Annotated in this window: 16 protein-coding genes; all 16 read right to left on the bottom strand. The window is 51.9% G+C overall.

From position 1 onward, the window contains the following. Positions 1–62 precede the first annotated feature (62 nt). On the bottom strand, positions 63–419 hold the full coding sequence (locus tag ABD892_RS20705; RefSeq protein ID WP_345198025.1) for an ABC transporter permease: 357 nt from the start codon (positions 417–419) through the stop codon (positions 63–65). Between the two features lie 10 nt (positions 420–429). Then, positions 430–1,296 carry an ABC transporter permease gene (locus ABD892_RS20700; protein ID WP_345198023.1) on the bottom strand — a complete coding sequence of 289 codons (867 nt, stop codon included), beginning with the start codon at positions 1,294–1,296 and terminating at the stop codon, positions 430–432. After that, on the bottom strand, positions 1,293–2,450 hold the full coding sequence (locus tag ABD892_RS20695) for an ABC transporter ATP-binding protein (protein WP_345198022.1): 1,158 nt from the start codon (positions 2,448–2,450) through the stop codon (positions 1,293–1,295). Before ABD892_RS20695 ends, ABD892_RS20700 begins: the two co-directional genes overlap by 4 nt. Positions 2,451–2,530: 80 nt before the next feature. Next, a complete protein-coding gene (locus tag ABD892_RS20690) occupies positions 2,531–3,607 on the bottom strand; it encodes an extracellular solute-binding protein (RefSeq protein WP_345198021.1) in 1,077 nt (358 codons plus the stop codon). A 166-nt stretch (positions 3,608–3,773) separates the two neighbouring features. Next, positions 3,774–5,237: an aminoacyl-histidine dipeptidase gene (locus tag ABD892_RS20685; RefSeq protein ID WP_345198019.1), complete on the bottom strand. Its 1,464-nt coding sequence runs from the start codon at positions 5,235–5,237 to the stop codon at positions 3,774–3,776. A 111-nt stretch (positions 5,238–5,348) separates the two neighbouring features. Beyond that, positions 5,349–5,585 carry a thioredoxin family protein gene (locus ABD892_RS20680; RefSeq protein WP_345198018.1) on the bottom strand — a complete coding sequence of 79 codons (237 nt, stop codon included), beginning with the start codon at positions 5,583–5,585 and terminating at the stop codon, positions 5,349–5,351. A 38-nt stretch (positions 5,586–5,623) separates the two neighbouring features. Beyond that, a complete protein-coding gene (locus tag ABD892_RS20675) occupies positions 5,624–6,607 on the bottom strand; it encodes a permease (RefSeq protein WP_345198017.1) in 984 nt (327 codons plus the stop codon). Between the two features lie 86 nt (positions 6,608–6,693). Then, positions 6,694–7,209 carry a sigma-70 family RNA polymerase sigma factor gene (locus tag ABD892_RS20670; protein WP_345198015.1) on the bottom strand — a complete coding sequence of 172 codons (516 nt, stop codon included), beginning with the start codon at positions 7,207–7,209 and terminating at the stop codon, positions 6,694–6,696. A 176-nt stretch (positions 7,210–7,385) separates the two neighbouring features. Then, positions 7,386–8,579, bottom strand: a complete 1,194-nt coding sequence (locus ABD892_RS20665; RefSeq protein WP_345198013.1) for a DesA family fatty acid desaturase — start codon at positions 8,577–8,579, stop codon at positions 7,386–7,388. A gap of 196 nt (positions 8,580–8,775) precedes the next feature. Next, positions 8,776–10,314 carry a SpoVR family protein gene (locus tag ABD892_RS20660; RefSeq protein ID WP_345198012.1) on the bottom strand — a complete coding sequence of 513 codons (1,539 nt, stop codon included), beginning with the start codon at positions 10,312–10,314 and terminating at the stop codon, positions 8,776–8,778. Beyond that, complete coding sequence (locus ABD892_RS20655) at positions 10,314–11,588, bottom strand: YeaH/YhbH family protein (RefSeq protein WP_345198011.1); 1,275 nt, start codon at positions 11,586–11,588, stop codon at positions 10,314–10,316. Before ABD892_RS20655 ends, ABD892_RS20660 begins: the two co-directional genes overlap by 1 nt. Positions 11,589–11,722: 134 nt before the next feature. Next, the gene (locus tag ABD892_RS20650) at positions 11,723–13,645 is read right to left on the bottom strand and encodes a PrkA family serine protein kinase (protein WP_345198010.1); all 1,923 of its coding nucleotides are present in this window, start codon (positions 13,643–13,645) and stop codon (positions 11,723–11,725) included. A gap of 236 nt (positions 13,646–13,881) precedes the next feature. Further along, on the bottom strand, positions 13,882–14,994 hold the full coding sequence (locus ABD892_RS20645; RefSeq protein WP_345198008.1) for a dihydrolipoamide acetyltransferase family protein: 1,113 nt from the start codon (positions 14,992–14,994) through the stop codon (positions 13,882–13,884). 75 nt (positions 14,995–15,069) lie between these two features. Then, a complete protein-coding gene (locus ABD892_RS20640) occupies positions 15,070–16,050 on the bottom strand; it encodes an alpha-ketoacid dehydrogenase subunit beta (protein ID WP_345198006.1) in 981 nt (326 codons plus the stop codon). Beyond that, positions 16,043–17,116 (bottom strand): pyruvate dehydrogenase (acetyl-transferring) E1 component subunit alpha, encoded by a 1,074-nt coding sequence (gene pdhA / locus ABD892_RS20635; protein ID WP_345198005.1) that lies wholly within the window; start codon positions 17,114–17,116, stop codon positions 16,043–16,045. Before pdhA ends, ABD892_RS20640 begins: the two co-directional genes overlap by 8 nt. 29 nt (positions 17,117–17,145) lie before the next feature. Next, the gene (locus ABD892_RS20630) at positions 17,146–18,192 is read right to left on the bottom strand and encodes a Leu/Phe/Val dehydrogenase (protein WP_345198003.1); all 1,047 of its coding nucleotides are present in this window, start codon (positions 18,190–18,192) and stop codon (positions 17,146–17,148) included. Between the last annotated feature and the right edge of the window lie 160 nt (positions 18,193–18,352).

Here is an 18,352-nt window from a genome sequence, read left to right as displayed (position 1 = left end):
TTTTGCCTGAAGAGCACAGGGGACGCTCTCTTCATTCAATTTAGCCTTACTTCTTCAGATCGTTAAGCGGGAGTTAAGGTATAGAGAAACTGCTTACCCGGAAATTCATTCCGTTCAAACAGAAAGGCATTGGACAATGCCACCAGCACGGATAACAGCGCCACAAAAACCGCAACGACCATACTGATGCCGATACTGCCCAGCAGCTTGTCATCCTGGAAAAGGCCTGTACGTCCACCACCGTCTGACAGAAACCAGTCCAGCGTAAACCCCTGCCAGGGCAGTGAAGGAAACAGGCTGTCATTAAATGAAAAGACCGCCACAACGACCAACGGTGCGATCAGAAACAAAAAGAACAGGCTGACATAGGCCGCATAGGTTTTGCGAAATGCCAGGCTCTGGGGAATGGATGCAATCATGGTCGGCTCCTCACTTACCCATGGTATCCCGGAATGACTGTCCGCTAAGTTTCAGGCCGAGCCAGACAATCAGCGAGGAAAGCACCAGCAGCAGGACACCAAAGGCCGAGCCCTGTTCCCAGTTAAAACGGGTAATAAACTGTGTGAAGATCTGATCGGTAAACCACAGGCTATCCTTACCGCCCAGCAGTGTTGGTGTCAGATAGTTACCCAACGTCAGCATGAACACCACGATACAGCCCGAGACGATACCCGGCATGGCGTAAGGGATAATCACTTCTTTCAACGCGTGAAAACCGTTGCCGCCCAGGTCATAGGCTGCTTCAACCAGGCTGTCATCCAGACCATCCAGTGTGGTGATCAGCGGAACGACCATGAACAGCATGGAGCTGTAAACCAGTCCCATCATCACCGTCACATCGTTGTACAACAGTTCAACAGGGCCGTCGACCAACCCCATCCACTGCAGCACATTACTGACGACACCGGTTTCCCGTAACAGGATCATCCAGCCATAGGTACGCACCAGCTCACTGACCCAGAAGGGAATCAGACAAGCCAGAAACATCAGGCTTCTGGAGCGCCCACGGGCCAACTTGGCAATATACCAGGCAATAGGGAAGGCAATCACCAGTGTGATCGCCGTTGCCATGATCGACATGACTGCAGTACGAAGGAATGTGCGCCAATACAGGGGTTCCGTGAAGAACTCCATATAATGATCTGTGGTAAAACGGTATTCACCGTAGCTGATCTGTTCCCGCAGAGAGATGCCGATCATGTCCAGGTGGGGAAAAAGAATCAGTAACCCAAGTGTTAGCAACAACGGCGTCATTAGCAGATAAAGGGTCAGCCGGCTTCCTGTCATTTTCATCATACTGCCGCCTCAGCCACTTGAGTCTGAGCAGGCTCCGGTACTAAAGCCGCCTTATCCCTGATATCGGAAAAACAGTGACACTGCCCGGCATTCCAGCTTAGGTACAACGTGTCACCTCGCTGAACACCCGTGAATTCGTGCGTCTGGGGTAACACAACCTGCAACTCTGAACCGGTGTCCGTATCACGCACCAGCAGCCGACTGTTACCACCATCAAACAGAATATTTTCTACGACACCAGACACCTGATTATCCGCTGAATGTTCAGGGGTTTTGCCCAGATGAATGATCTCAGGTCGTACAAAGACAGATACTGAACTACCGACATCCATCGGCATGCCGTTGGCGGCCTGTGCCTGAAACATCTGACCACATTCCGTTTTAACCTTGATAGTATTACCGGTAACGGCTTCAACCACGCCCTGGAAGCGATTACTTTCACCGACAAATCCAGCGACGAACGCCGTTTTGGGATGGTAATAAAGTTCCTGTGGCGTACCGATCTGTTCAAAACGTCCCTGGTTCATCACCGCCACCTGATCTGACATCACCATGGCTTCCGACTGGTCATGAGTGATGTAAACGAAGGTCGTGCCAAACGCCTGCTGCAGTTTCTTGAGCTCAACCTTCATATGCTCCCGCAGCTTCAGGTCCAGCGCGCCCAGCGGCTCATCCAGCAACAATACATCGGGTTCCAGCACCAGACAGCGGGCAATGGCAATACGCTGTTTCTGACCACCCGACAACTGACTGATGGCCTTACTACCAATACCGGGTAATCCAATACGCTCCAACGCATCTTCGACCCGTCGCTGAATCTCATCGTTTGGGGTTTTACGACGCCTGAGGCCGTAAGCAATGTTCTCGTAAACATTCATCATCGGGAACAGCGCCAGATGCTGGAACACCATGTTGACCGGTCGTTTATTAGGAGGAACCCCCAGCATGGAGCGCCCCTTGATATCAATGGCCCCGGCGCTGGGTTCCAGAAAACCCGCCAGCATTCTCAATAATGTTGTTTTACCGCAACCGGAAGGACCAAGAATGGAAAAGAAAGAACCACGGGGAATCGCAAACGACACGTCCCTGACAGCCTGAAAATCACCGAATGACTTACAGACATCCCGACATTCGAGATCAAACTCTGGGGGCATGGGTAGATCCTGCTATTACTGATGAGATAGAACCAGATGCATAGAGGAAGCAGGCAGGAATGCCCGCCTCCCGATCAGGGCTACTGCGCCGCTTTTACGCGATCCAGCACTTTCCCTTCGATGGTTTCAAGACCGGCCGGTACCGGCGGATACCACTTGATATTATCCAGCGCAGCCTGGTCGAAACTCTGCTGGTAGCTGCGACGTAAGCCGGCATCCACATATTCTTCAGCACCTACAGCAGCAGTGAAGTTGCCCGCAGATGTAGTAATTTTCGCTGCAATATCCGGACGCATTACGAAGTTAATCCATTTATAGGCGGCTTCATCATTACGCCCCTTCGCCGGCAATACAAACGTATCGATCCAACCCAGCGCACCGGACGTCGGCGCGACAAAGTTAATCTTGTCGTTTTCCTGGTTAAGCTTCCAGCCACCGGCATCCCAGCCCATCGCCATGGTAACTTCGCCACTGCGCAGCAGGTTGATCAGGGCATCACCACCAGACCAGTAAGCTTTAACATTGCCTTTACACGCGATCAGCTTGTCCTGCACTTTGCCAAGAATGGCTTCGTATTTTTTCTGGTCGTCATACGCCGCAAAGGGGTCTTCTCCCATGGCGAAGGCAAAACCGATCAGGGTCGGACGCTTCAGGCGGTAAGAGACTTTGCCTGCATAGTCATCAGAGCACAGGTCATTGAAACTGTACTCCTGTTGACCGGTGCTTTGATTCACAATCAGACCACTGGTGCCCCAGATATGCGGCACAGCATAAACATCATCACCAATCTTTGAGCTGGCTTCAGAAGCTTTCAGCATGGAAGGGATAAATCGGCTCGCATCAATCTGGCTCATATCTATCGGCTTGTAGATACGATAATTCTTCTGGGCACCGAGAATGCGGTCCTGACTCGGCTGAGCCAGGTCAAAACCCGCCCCCCGAGTCGCACGCAACTTGGAGATCATGTCCTCGTTGTTTGATACTGTGACTTTGACGTCAATACCGGTTTCTTTCTCAAACAGGTCAATCACTTCTTGAGGCGCATAACCACCCCACGTCAGGAGTCGTAACTCCTCTGCCTGTACAACAATCGTCATACTGCAGGCAAGCAGACCGGCGCCGGCTGCGGCCAGAAACTTACGGGCTGGTTTACGCATTGAATCCCCCGGGATCATGTTTACATTCGTTCTGGTTCGAACATTATTTTTCTATTGTGTGACAGAATTGTTTCAACAAACCCCGATAATGATCAATAAAAAGGTAATTTCTTGATGTGAGTACGGCAGAGGAATCTCTGCCGCTGTGTAGAAATGGGTATCAGTTTCAGGCGTTTCTGTCAGGTATCGCACCCAGCACTGCCACCAGCAATTCCCAGTAGCGACCAACAGAAGCGATGTCCACTTTCTCATCCGGAGAATGCGGGAAGCGGATGGTTGGGCCTATCGAGACCATATCCAGTGACGGATAAGGTTCCTTGAACAAGCCACACTCCAACCCTGCGTGAATGACCTGGATAGACGGCAGCTTGCCGAATTTTTCCTGGTAAACATCTCGCACTATCTGCATGACCGGAGAGGTCGCGTCAGGTTTCCAGCCGGGATAAGCGCCGGAAGCTTCCATGTCCGCACCGGCGGTGAATGCCAGCGCCCGCAGCATGTTCTCCACCATGTTACGGCCGGAATCGATAGTGGAGCGTACCAGGAACAGGATTTCCACCTGCTCGCCTGTCGTTTTCACCACGCCCATATTAGTCGAGGTTTCCACGACACCGGGGAAGACATCACTCATCCGGATCACGCCATTAGGGGTGGCATGCATCATCGCCAACAGTGTTCGTTGATCTGCTGTAGTGAAGACCTGAGCCGGAGCATCTGCCGGTGACAGCTCAAGCTTAAGCGTCGGTTCTGTAGCCGCCAATTCAGACGACAGAATTCCACGATAGCGATCCACCATGGCTTTCAGCGCATCGGCATTCGCTGCAGACACAGCAATGGTTGCACCCGCTTCACGGGGAATTGCGTTGCGCAGACTGCCGCCACGAATATCTGCGACACACAGCTCCAGTTCTTCTGCATGACCAAATAGGAAACGGGCCAGCAGTTTGTTTGCATTACCGCGTCCCAGGTGGATATCGCAGCCGGAGTGACCACCTTTTAATCCTGACAGCGTCAGCTCAAAGGACTGATAACCGGCAGGCAACGCCTGACGTCCAATCGTGCGGTTCACCTGAACATCCACACCGCCGGCGCATCCCATATAGACGTCGCCTTCCTCTTCCGAGTCGGTATTGATGAGGATGTCACCTTTCAACAGTCCTGCCTGTAAACCGAAAGCGCCCGTCATGCCGGCTTCTTCGTTGATAGTCAGCAGTACTTCCAGGGGGCCGTGAGGAATATCCTGGGCAGCCATCACCGCCAGGGCAGACGCCATGCCAATGCCGTTATCGGCACCCAGAGTAGTGCCATCGGCGCGAACCCATTCGCCATCAATGATCGTAGTGATCGGGTCCTGCTCAAACACATGCTGTTTGTCCGCATTACACTGCGGCACCATATCCAGATGTGCCTGCAGGATCACGCCTTTGCGATCTTCCATACCCACTGTCGCCGGTTTGCGAATGATCAGGTTACCGACGGTATCCACCTGGGTTTCCAAACCCTCAGCCTGCGCCCACTGTTGAATGTGGTCGCGCAGGGCAATTTCGTGTCCGGAAGGATGGGGAATCGAGCAGATCGTTTCAAACCATTGCCACAGACTGTTAGGTGACAAGTCGCGCAGTTGTTCCATATCAGGCATCTTCCAGAGTAAATAGACGGACATACTACCTGAAGGTTTTCGCAGGAAATACGCCCCTGTCAGGCAGCAGTCGTCTTGATCGTATTTTGGGTCAGAATACTGTCATTGGCACAGAAGCTCTGTGAGTTTTTCCGGTGTCGGCACAGAACCGGAGTGCACCAGCCGACCATCAATGGACACCGCAGGCGTACTGACCACGCCAGCGCTCATAATGGCCTCCAGATCAGTGACCTTATTTAATCGAATGGTCATATCCAGCTGTTGAGCTACCTGTTCAACCCGTTCAGCCGTAATCACACAATTCCGGCAACCGGAGCCATAGACGTTTATATCCTTCATCACATTACCTCTTTGTGTGTTGATTTAAATCGCATTGACTACAAAAAATTCACGGCGTTAAACAACCAGCCCACCAGACAGAAAGCCACCAGCAGATACACCGCAATCATCAGCAGCAACCGGTACTGCATCACTTGTTTCAACATCATGAATTCCGGCAGGCTGACGGCAACCGCACTCATGCAGAACGCCAGCGTGGTTCCCAGCGGCACACTTTTCGCCAGCAAGCTGCCCATGACAGGAATCACCGACGTCGCATTGACATACAGTGGTATGCCAGCAAGGGACGCCAGGGGAACGGTCCACCACTGCCCAGCACCGAGATAGGTCTGGAACCAGGTTTCCGGAATAAATCCATGAATGAAAGCGCCTATCCCGACCCCGATAAACACCCATTTCCAGATTCTGCCTACCACGGTACGCGTTTCCTGCACAGCAAATTCATGACGGTCTTTCAGGGTCATCACCTGGATCTGATAATCAATGGCCACTGAGCTGCACTGGTTTTGATATTGCTTTGCCAGAAAGGGGACTAACCAACGCTCAGCCTTGATGCGATCCATCAGGAAACCGCCCACAATGCCCAGCGTCATACCGATCGCGACGTAGATAACAGTAAAACGAATACCAAGTAACGATGTCAGCAAGACAATGGCAATTTCATTGATCATTGGCGAGGTCAACAGAAACGCCATCGTCACGCCCAGCGGGATACGCGCCGAGACAAACCCCATGAACAGGGGAATGGAGCTGCACGAACAGAATGGCGTCACGGCACCAAAAACCGAACCCATCAGATAGCCGGGAAAACGTCTCCGCCCCTGAAGATAATAACGAACCCGCTCCGGATTCAGTCCCGCGCGGACAATCGCGATGGCATAGATCAGCACCGTCAACAGAACCAGTATCTTGGCGGTATCTTCGATAAAGAAATGAACCCCATTAGCCAGCGGTGTATCAGGGGTTAGCTGAAGCAACGAATATGTCACCCAGTCCGCCAACTGGGTAAACCAATGCAACATGGAAGGTCTCCGCTAGAGTCTTGTCTTCTCTAAACACGAAGCCAGCGGCAAAAAGATGCATCTTTTTTTACGATTTTTTTGAACTGTCAGATGCGGTGTCGGGGCGTGAAATCACAGACACCCGTTTCATCAAACTGGATCTGACATTTTTGAATCATCTGAGTCCGTAATTTTTGTCGCGCACGCTGTAATCGCGATTTCGCAGCGGGGAGTGATAAGCCAACGGAGCAGGCATATGCCTCCTGTGACATTTTCTGCATATCGCACCGTTCAATTGCATCCCGGTCTTTGTCGTCCAGTTCACTCAACACACGCATCATGCAGGATTGCAGTTCAAGCAGCAGCGGCGTATCGGGTGCCTGCTGAACCTGATCAATAAATGGCATGGTTTCAGGATGCGGCTTCCTGACAGCATCAATCAAAGTATTGCGTGTAATGGTAAAGAACCAGCTTCTGGCATACGCCAGTGAGCAAAAGCGCTCTTTATTTCTGAGCGATTTCAAAAAGACATCCTGAAGCAAATCCTGGGATTGCTCACTGTCACCCGTCTGTTTCAGCAGCCAGCCGTGTAAATCCTTTTCATTCTCGTGCCAGGCTTTCATCAGACAATCCACACCTACGTCCCCACAACTACCACTGTCAATTATCGCTGGCAGAGTAAATTGTCGACTTTGATGAGGATTTGATGGATATCAACAGATCATCGTTTTCGATGATGGATCAATACAGACTGAAAAGGGAGACAGTCTCTGCGAAGAACGCAGAGACTGTCGCAGGATTAAGCCATCTGGGGCAAGGTATAAGTACGCAACTGCATCGCAAAATCCTGCAATGCGCGAATTCCACTGGCTTCCGCCTGACGGCACCACTCACGGAGTGCTTCAATACGATCATTCTTATCTTTAAATGTCTGCCAGATAGCCTGCAACGCCAGACGTTTCTCATAAATGACTTTCAACGCATGGCTGGATTCAACAATAGTATTGAGGCGCTCGACATGATCAGGCTTGAGTAAGGCATCTTCCCGGGACAACAGCTTTTTCGCCCGACGCAGGATTTGCCTTTTCTTGCCTTCTGCCTTGGCCAGTTCATTTTTGACCAGAGGACCGATGACCGTACGACGGTAGTTATCCATAATCTGGAACCGGTTATTAATCACCGCAAGAATCGTATCGTGGTCAATATCCTTTTTGGTGATATCCCGGTAAACCAGCGGACGGGTAAATTTCACCTTGGCCAAACCGAGCGACTTAAAGGCACGAATCCATACCCAACCGATATCAAACTCCCAGAACCGTACCGAAAACTTGGCTGAGTTAGGGTAGGTATGATGGTTGTTATGCAGTTCCTCGCCCCCTATGAGAATGCCCCAGGGGACAAGATTGCGGGCATTGTCCTTACACTCAAAGTTACGATAACCAAAATAATGGCCAATACCGTTGATAACACCTGCGGCAAAGACCGGACTCCAGATCATCTGAACAGCCCAGACCGTAATGCCTATCACACCAAACAGGGTCACGTCTGCGAGAAACATCAGGGTAATGCCAAGGCCTGAGAACCGGCTGTAAACATTTCGCTCAACCCAGTCTTCCGGGCAACGCTGCCCAAAACGGCGCAGGGTTTCTTCATTCTTGGCCTCGGCACGATACAGTTCTGAGCCACGCCACAGCACTTCATTCAAGCCTCTGACAACCGGGCTGTGTGGATCATCCGCCGTTTCACAAACCGCATGATGCTTACGGTGTATAGCCGTCCATTCCTTGGTATTCATGCCAGTGGTTAACCACAACCAGAAACGGAAAAAATGCTGAATAACCGGATGAAGATCAATCGCGTTATGTGCACTGAATCGATGCAGATAGAGTGTTACGCTGAGGATCGTAATATGCGTGAGAACCAACGTGGCGCCCACCACTTCCCAGGCTGACAGCTGTAAAAGACCTTTATACCAAGAGGGATCGATACCCATAGTCGTGTGCTCTCCCGATCTGTTTTTATCGTGATGTGATCAGTTTTCAGGCAATTGTTGGACCGGAGTTAAAAAATCAACGTCGCCACCCCATCACCCGTGAAAATTACCAAACCATAGTACATCTCACATAAAAAAACACCGCCCAGTTGAATAAGGCGGTGTTTATTGCTGTATAACATGGACAGTATGGATGTCAGGCAAGCTCTATCATCGCATTCGAGCTGTCCTTGCTCGACTTCCGGGGACAACTGACGGTCCGCTTGATCTGATCGTCTTCATCCACCGATTCTAGCCGGACATCAAACCCCCACAACTTATGCACATGACGCAGTATTTCTTCCGTGGTTTCCCCCAGGGGTCGCCCCTGATGCATGTAGTGGCGTATCGTCAGCGCACGGTCACCTTTTACATTGACGTTATAGACCTGAATGTTGGGCTCTCGGTTCCCCAGGTTGTACTGGGCCGCCAACGCCTCCCTGATTTCGCGATAGCCGGGCTCATCATGGATGGCATCCACTTCCATATAGGCCTTTTTCTCATTATCCATAATGGAGAACAGCCGTAATTCCCGGATCACCTTCGGTGAGAGATACTGCTGGATGAAACTTTCATCCTTGAAGTTACGCATGGCGAAATGCAAGGTGTCCAGCCAGTCGGAACCGGCAATATCAGGGAACCATTCACGGTCTTCATCGGTAGGCTCTTCACAGATGCGACGAATATCCACGAACATCTTGAAGCCCAATGTATACGGGTTGATGCCGGAGTAGCGCGGGTCATCAAAATCAGGCTGGAAGATAACGTTGGAGTGGGAATGCAGGAACTCCATGATAAAGCCTTCCGTTACCAGGCCTTCGTTATACAGTTCATGCATGATGGTGTAGTGCCAGAAGGTCGCCCAGCCTTCATTCATCACCTGAGTCTGGCGCTGTGGATAATAATATTGCGCCATCTTGCGAACGATACGCAGGAGTTCGCGCTGCCAGGTTTCCAGTAATGGCGCGTTCTTTTCCAGGAAGTAGAGAATGTTTTCTTCAGGATCTTCAGGAAAACGTTTCTCTTTCTCTTCCACTTCCGTTTCCTGTTGTGGAATCGTGGACCAGATATCGTTCAGGGTACGCTGGATGTATTCTGCCCGCTCTTCCTGACGGGACTTTTCCTCTTCCGCCGAAATCGGCCGTGGGCGCTTGTACCGGTTAACCCCCTGGTTCATCAGGGCATGGCAGGCATCCAGTACATCTTCAACCGCATCAATTCCGTATTTTTCTTCACACTGGTTAACGTAGTTCTTGGCAAACAAAAGGTAATCAATGATCGATTCAGCATCCGTCCAGGTCTGGAACAGGTAGTTCCCCTTGAAGAAAGAATTGTGGCCATAGCAGGCATGGGCAATGACCAGCGCCTGCATGGTGATGGTATTTTCTTCCATCAGGTAGGCAATACAGGGATTGGAGTTAATGACGATCTCATAGGCCAGTCCCATCCGGCCACGTTCATACCCCTGCTGGTTACTAAGGAAATGTTTACCAAATGACCAGTGGTTATACATCAACGGCATACCCACAGAAGCATAAGCGTCCAGCATCTGTTCCGAGCTGATAATTTCCACCTGGTTGGGATAGGTATCCAGTCGAAATTTCTCCGCGATCCGGGCAATCTCGCGGTCATACAGCTCGATCAGCTCAAACGTCCATTCCGATTCCGTGGACAGCGGTTTTTTTTTCTTACCCATTACGCTTCCTTCTTCTCAAACAGGCGCCGGAATACCGGATAGATATCACTGGCGGATTTGATCTGCTGCATGGCAAAGGAATCCTGGAACTGGTCCTGGATGGTTTCGTATTCACGCCATAAATTCTGATGCTGACGGTCAGTGATCTCCACATAGGAGAAATACTGAACCAGAGGCATTAGCTCATTGGCCAGGATTTTGGTACAGACTGAGGAATCGCCTTCCCAGTTATCCCCATCAGACGCCTGGGCAACGTAGATATTCCAATCTGTCGGCGAATAGCGCTTGCGGATTGTGTCCCGGGTCAGTTCCAGAGCACTGGAAACAATGGTTCCACCGGTTTCACGGGAATAGAAGAAATCCTCTTCATCCACTTCCTTGGCGGCGGTGTGATGTCGAATAAAGACCACTTCAATCCGCTTGTAGTTTCTCTGCAGGAACAGATAGAGCAGGATAAAGAAGCGTTTCGCCATATCCTTGATTTCCTGCGTCATGGAACCGGAAACATCCATGACACAAAACATCACCGCCTTGCTGGAAGGCTGGGGCACCTTGACGAAATTGTTGTACCGAAGGTCAATGTCATCAATGAACGGCAGTCGCTTGAGCTTGCCGTTCAGCCGCTTGATCTCTTCACGGAGAAAGTTGGCCCGTTCTTCATCGTAACCGTCAGGCTGGACTTCCATTTCCCGCAATTCACGTTTCATCTGACGGATATCCCGACGCGTACCGCCGGACAGTGCAATCCTACGCGCATGGGCGCTGCGCAGTGACCGGACGATGTTGAGTCGATCCGGCGGCCCTGCGGTTACAAAACCTGCCTGGCGGGTTTTGAATTCCACCATATCATGGAGCTGTTTTTCAGACAGGTTGGGCAGTTCCAGGTCATCGAACATGAATTCCAGGAATTCATCATGGTTGATATGGAAGGTGAACTCATCCATACCGTCACCCTGGTTGCTGGCCTGACCCGCACCACCGCCGCGGCCACTGCCACCATTCGGGCGCTTGATTCGGTCGCCCTTGATGAAATCCTTGTTGCCAGGGTGAATACTGCGGTGCATGCCGCCCTGACCATGATGAAAGATGGGTTCCGACAGGTCCTTCTGGGAAATGGAGATGTCGCTGCCACTTTCGACATCGGTAATGCTGCGCTTGTTCACCGCATCCGACACCGCTTTCTTGATATGTTTTTTATACCGCCGCATAAACCGCTGACGGTTTACCGTGCTCTTGTTCTTGCCGTTGAGGCGGCGGTCAATAATGATGCTCATTACACACTCCGTGTGGCAAGCAGAGACTCGTTGATACGAGAAAACAGCGCAGTCCTGTCTGCCATGCTCCGACACCGAAACCGCAGTCCCTGCGGTTTCCATTAAGCGCCGGTATTGGCATGGCGGTGACTACACTACTGTGATTTCCGGACGCGGATATACCATTCGGCCAGCAACCTGACCTGCTTCTCGGTATAACCCCGCTCAACCATGCGCTTCACAAACTCGTTGTGCTTACGCTGCTCATCATTGCTGCCCTTCGCATTGAATGAGATCACCGGCAACAGGTCTTCGGTATTGGAGAACATCTTCTTCTCTATGACCGAACGCATCTTCTCGTAGCTGAGCCAACTGGGATTCTTGCCGTTATTACCAGCCCGGGCTCGCAGCACGAAGTTCACCACTTCGTTCCGGAAATCCTTCGGATTGGCAATGCTGGCGGCTTTCTCGATCTTCTCCAGTTCATCGTTAATGGCAGAGCGGTCGAGGATATCGCCGGTTTCCGGATCACGGTATTCCTGATCCTGAATCCAGAAATCCGCATAAGTGATGTAACGGTCAAATATGTTCTGGCCATATTCTGAGTAAGATTCCAGGTAAGCGGTCTGAATTTCTTTACCCAGAAACTCAATGTATTTCGGTGCCAGGAACTCTTTCAGGAAACGCAGGTAACGTTCCTGAATTTCCTGGGGAAACTGTTGCTGCTCAATTTCACGCTCCAGCACATAGAGCAGATGCACCGGGTTAGCCGCCACTTCCGACGGATCGAAATTGAAAACCTTGGACAGGATCTTGAAGGCAAAACGGGTGGAAAGACCATCCATGCCTTCATCAACACCCGCTGCATCCTTATATTCCTGCAGCGGTTTCGCCTGCGGGTCAGTATCCTTCAGGTTTTCACCATCGTACACCCGCATCTTTGAGAATACGTTGGAGTTCTCGGGTTCCTTGATGCGGGAAAGCGTCGTGAACTGAGCCAGCATCCGCAGCGTATCCGGTGCACAAGGCGCTTCACGCAACGAGCTGTTCAGCAATAGTTTTTCGTAAATCTTGATCTCTTCAGAAACCCGGGTGCAGTAAGGCACCTTGACGATATTGACCCGGTCAATGAACGCTTCATTGGTTTTGTTGTTTCTGAAGCTCTGCCACTCGGATTCGTTCGAGTGCGCCAGGATGATGCCGTCATAAGGAATCGCACTCATACCTTCGGTACTGTTGTAGTTCCCTTCCTGGGTTGCGGTCAGCAGTGGATGCAGCACCTTGATAGGCGCCTTGAACATTTCCACGAATTCCATGATCCCCTGGTTGGCGCGACACAGGGCACCAGAGAAACTGTAAGCATCGGGGTCATTCTGTGAGTATTCTTCCAGCTGACGAATATCCACTTTACCGACAAGGCTGGAAATATCCTGGTTATTCTCATCACCGGGCTCAGTCTTGGCGACCGCTATCTGGTCAAGAATGCTGGGATACAGCTTGACCACCTTGAACCTGGTGATGTCACCGCCGTATTCGTGAAGGCGTTTTACCGCCCAGGGAGAAATAATGCCCCGCAGATAGCGCTGAGGAATACCGTACTCTTCCTCCAGAATCCGGCCATCTTCCTGGGGATTGAAGAGTCCTAATGGGGATTCAAAGACAGGTGAGCCTTTGATGGCATAAAAGGGTATATCCTGAATCAGCGCCTTCAGCCGCTCAGCCAGCGATGACTTACCGCCACCGACGGGCCCCAGGAGATAAATGATCTGTTTCTTCTCTTCCAGTCCCTGCGCCGCATGCCGGAAATAGGACACAATCTGCTGAATGGCATCTTCCATGCCATAGAATTCCTCAAATGCCTTATAGCGCTTGATCAGTTTGTTGGAGAATATGCGGCTGAGAACTGGGTCGCGGGATGTATCCACCACTTCCGGTTCACCAATGGCCATCAGCATCCGCTCTGAAGCATTGGCATACGTTGTAGGGTCGTCCTTACAGCGCTCCAGGTATTCCTGAAGGGACATCTCTTCCTGCTTGGTTGACTGATAGCGCTCCTGGTACTTATTGAAAATTTCCATTTCTCGATCACCTGCCCTGTCTGAAGAATATTGCAACCGCCAGTACCACTGCTGATGCAACAACAGGCATCAATGCCCTGCGATTTGCCCGGTCGATCCGGTTCCTTATCCAAGCTGAACCTTTGTTATGTCCGGGAACGTTATTGCTGTTCCCGGTATCTGTCAGTTACTGCCTTGCCAGCTTGATTTTATGTCTCTCTCTTTTAATCTAGCCTTCTTTAGGTTTTAAAACGAATTTATGCACTCTGCAACTGCTTGATCACTGTTGCGAGGAATCGTGCCGCTTCTCCACCGGTGACGGCACGGTGATCAAAGCTGAGCGAAAGCGGCATGATCCGGTGCACTTCCACTTTGCCATCCACAACAACCGCTTCTTCTCTGATCACACCGGTTCCCAAGATGCAAACCATGGGTGGCACAACAATTGGCGTCGCATAACGGCCAGCCATCGTGCCAAAATTGCTTAGCGTGATAGTAGCTCCTTTCAGTTCATCCTGCGGAACGGAACGGTTCTCCACATCCCGGCACATTGCATCCAATCCTTTCCGAAGATGTTGTGCTGACCGGTTACCGATATCCTGCATCACCGGTACAAACAGTCCCTGGTCAGAATCAACGGCCACACCGAGGTGTACCTGATCAAACAGACGACGACTGAAGGTTCGGCCATCAAACCAGGCATTCAATGACGGCTCTGCCCTGCAGGCCTCGGCAATAGCCAGCATGACGCGGACCGTGATATCCGTGCCTTTTTCCCAATGCCCAATATCCGCATCATCAAACAGTGTGACCGGTACGACGGACTCTCCTGACGCCGCCATATTTCTGGCCATATGTTTGCGAACACCGCGCAGGGTTTCCGCTTCTTCGCCTAACGGACTGGTATAGGCTGCCTTTTCAACATCTTCTGCGGTGATGTTACCGGCCGGTGACGATGGCTCCACCGTATTGATATCTACACCCAACCTTTGCGCCAAGGCTCTTACCGCCGGCGTCGCCCGTACTCGCTGGCTTTCTGCCGTTGATGGCGAAACACCCACAAAAAATTGATCATCGTCCTCAGATTCCGGCGCTTCTTCCAACTTGCCAACAACGGTGCCGGTATCTTCCTCTTCAACGCCGGCAAACTCCACCAGCGGTTCACCGGTATGGAGGGTATCACCCGGCTCACCAAACAGTTTGCCTATCACGCCGCTTTGGGGCGAAGGCACATCCACCACAGCCTTGGCAGTCTCTACAGACACCAGAAGCTGATCTTCCTCAACCTGATCACCGGGTTTGACATGCCACTTGACGATATCTGCTTCGGGAATCCCCTCTCCCAGATCAGGTAACTTGAAAAAACGCATTGCACACCCCCTTTGAAAGGTGACAGCAAAATCAGACTATTCCGCTACGATCACAGGTCTCTCTGTCGCCGTAGGCTATTGAAACATCACGGTTTCCTTGATTGCCCGAACGATACGTTCCGTATCCGGCAGATAGTGATCTTCCATGCGGTAATAAGGCATGGTGATGTCGTACCCGGCGACACGCTTAACCGGCGCCTGAAGCTCAAAGATGGCCTCGGCGGATACCTGAGCGGCGATTTCAGCACCGACACCGAAACTCCTGGCTGCCTCATGGACGATCACGCAACGACCCGTCTTACGCACAGACGCCATAATCGTATCCATATCCAGCGGCTTGATGGTCGCCACATCAATGACTTCCACGCTGATGCCGTCTTCACCCAACGCTTTGGCTGCTTCCAGACTTTCCTTGATGGAGGCGCCCCAGCTGACCAGGGTGACATCCTGCCCTTCCCGCAAGGTAAAACAGGTATCCAGTGGCAAGGTAGTGCCTGCTGCCGGCATTTCCTGTTTTTGCAAACGATAAATGCGCTTGGGCTCCAGGAAGATGACCGGATCAGGATCCGCAATAGCGGCCAACAACAGGCTATAAGCCCGGACTGGAGATGAGGGAATCACCACACGCAACCCTGGAATGTGGGCAAACAGGGCTTCGGTACTTTCTGAATGGTGTTCGGGTGCATGGATGCCGCCACCATAAGGCGCCCTTAACACCATCGGGCAGGTCAACCGCCCGCGAGTCCGGTTACGCATGCGCGCTGCATGGCAGCATAACTGCTCCATACTGGGAAAAATAAACCCCATGAACTGGATTTCCGCGACGGGCTTTAACCCCTGAGAGGCCATCCCGATGGAAACGCCGGCAATGAGCGCCTCTGCCAGCGGAGTATCCATAACCCGCTTGAAGCCATATTTTTCCTTCAGGCCGATCGTTGCCCTGAACACCCCACCATTGGTACCAACATCCTCGCCCAGTACCACGACGTCTTCATCCGCAGCCATCGCGTCATCCAACGCCTTGTTGACCGCTTCTACCATCGTGATCTTAGTCATGGCCGAGACCTCCCAGCTTCATTTCCTCTTTCTGCTCGGCCAATCCCTTGGGTGTATTTGCGTAGTGGTAATCGAAGAGGTCATCGATAGTTGGCAAGGGGGTGGACTGATACGCATCGACTTCTTCCTGCACCTGCTTAGCCACACGTTCTTGTAATGCCGTTTCTTTCTCAGGTCCCCAGTGCCCTCTGCCGTGCAGATAGTCCCGAAGACGTTTGATCGGCTCTTTTTCCCAGGCCTCACGGAGTTCTTCAGAAGGACGGTAGCGGCCTGCATCATCGGCCGTGGTGTGATCGGACAGCCGGTAGCTGATGGCTTCAATGACGGTGGCACCCCGTTTGTGACGGGCGCGATCCAGCGCGGCACTGACGACTTCATGCAAAGCAATGACATCATTGCCGTCAACCTGCACACAATGTAAACCGGCACCAACCCCTTTCTGGGCCAATGTCGGCGCACCACACTGGATGGAACGTGGTACGGAAATCGCCCACTGGTTATTGTTGATAAAATAAACCACCGGCAACTGCCAGGCGCCGGCAAGATTCAAGGATTCGAGGAAATCCCCCTTGGACGTCGCACCGTCTCCACAGGTCGTCAGGACCACCCGATCCTCCCCCCGCAGTTTGAAGGCACTGGCAATCCCCGCAGCATGGGGTGCCTGGGTTGCAATAGGTACGCAGTTGGGAAAATCCTGACCATACCCTTCAGATGCACTGCCGATTTCGTCGCCACCCCAGTAACGATAAATATCAGCATAACGGACACCGCGGGCCACCATCGCCGGATGGTCGCGGTAGTAGGGAACAAAAACATCACTGCTTTCAAGCAGTTTCCCATAAACAACTCCCTGGGCTTCCTGCCCCAGGCAGGAGGGATAGGTTCCCATCTTGCCGGTCCGTTGTAGAGCAACCGCTTTCTGGTCTGCCTGCCGGGCAAACACCATGGCTTCGTAATAATCGACCAATATTTCAGGCTGTTCTGCCCAGCCCGGCAATGGCTGCGTCAGTTCGGCGTTTTCATCCAGGTACTGAACCCAGGGAATGGTTTCATGAGCTTTCGTCATATACCCCCCAGTCTTTTCCGGTTACTGTTTCAGGCTGTCATACGTCCCTGATCATTTCCGTAAAGAATTGTTTCGGCCATTCGGTCTGCAATCAGCGAGATCGGCTCACCGCTTTGAGCCTGTCGCTTGAACAGTCGTGTCAGCGTCTCACCGATGCCGTCAATCCGTTTCCTGATCACCTTGTCTGACTCGCCAACATGGCGCAGCGACGCAAAGATCAGCCCACCTGCATTGACCAGGTAATCCGGTGCATAAAGGATTGCCTGACGGTGTAAAGATAGACCGGAGTCCGGATCTGCGAATTGGTTATTTGCCGAACCGGCCACAACACGGCATTTCAACGTCTGAATCGTTTTATTGTTCAGAATGCCGCCCAGTCCGCAGGGACTGAACACATCACAGTTCACTTTGTGGATATCTTCGGGTGAAACCGCTTCGGCATTGAAGGCTTTACAGCATTGGTCGACCTTATCCTGCGCAATGTCAGCAACAATCAGGCGAGCCTTGGCCTGGTGCAGCAACTGACATAATGCGTACCCCACATGTCCAAGCCCCTGGACAGCAACGGTCACCCCCTCCAAAGAGTCCGGCAGATCCTTGCAGGCCGCAACGCAGGCCTTGATACTGCCAAACACCCCCTGTGCGGTGTAAGGCGCCGGATCCCCCATTGCGGTCGTACAGGTCACATGCGCGGTTTCTGTTGCAATAGTATCCATATCGTCCGTGAAAGTGCCGCAATCCATTGCGGTGATATAGCGTCCTCCCAACTCATTAACGAAGCGTCCGAAAGCCCTAAACAGTGCTTCACGGTCAAAGTCGCCATCCGGTGCCATCACAACGGATTTCCCGCCACCTTGATCCAGTCCTGCAAGTGCCGCTTTATAGCTCATGGCTTTCGCCAGGCGCACCGCATCCTGAATCGCTTCATCAGTCGTTTGGTAAGAGATAAAACGGCACCCACCCAGTGCAGGTCCCCGTGAGGTATCGTGTATCGCGATAATGGCCTTCAGGCCAGATGATTCATCATGCTTGAAATGAAGATCATTGAGTCTGGTATCAGTGATCGTCCTGAACACAGAGGAATCCCTCCCTTCGTGCCACAAGACCAGTGCATTCACTTGCACCGACTCTACGTTTCGTCACTTTCAAAGAGGACGATAATCGTATTGATCCGGCTTGTGGCTGTTAGTTAGATGATATTGCATTCAGCTTAGTACAGGATTTCAGAGCCATGAC

The organism is Kistimonas scapharcae (assembly GCF_039540975.1).
GTDB lineage: Bacteria > Pseudomonadota > Gammaproteobacteria > Pseudomonadales > Endozoicomonadaceae > Kistimonas > Kistimonas scapharcae.
This window is presented reverse-complemented; position numbering and strand designations above follow the sequence as displayed.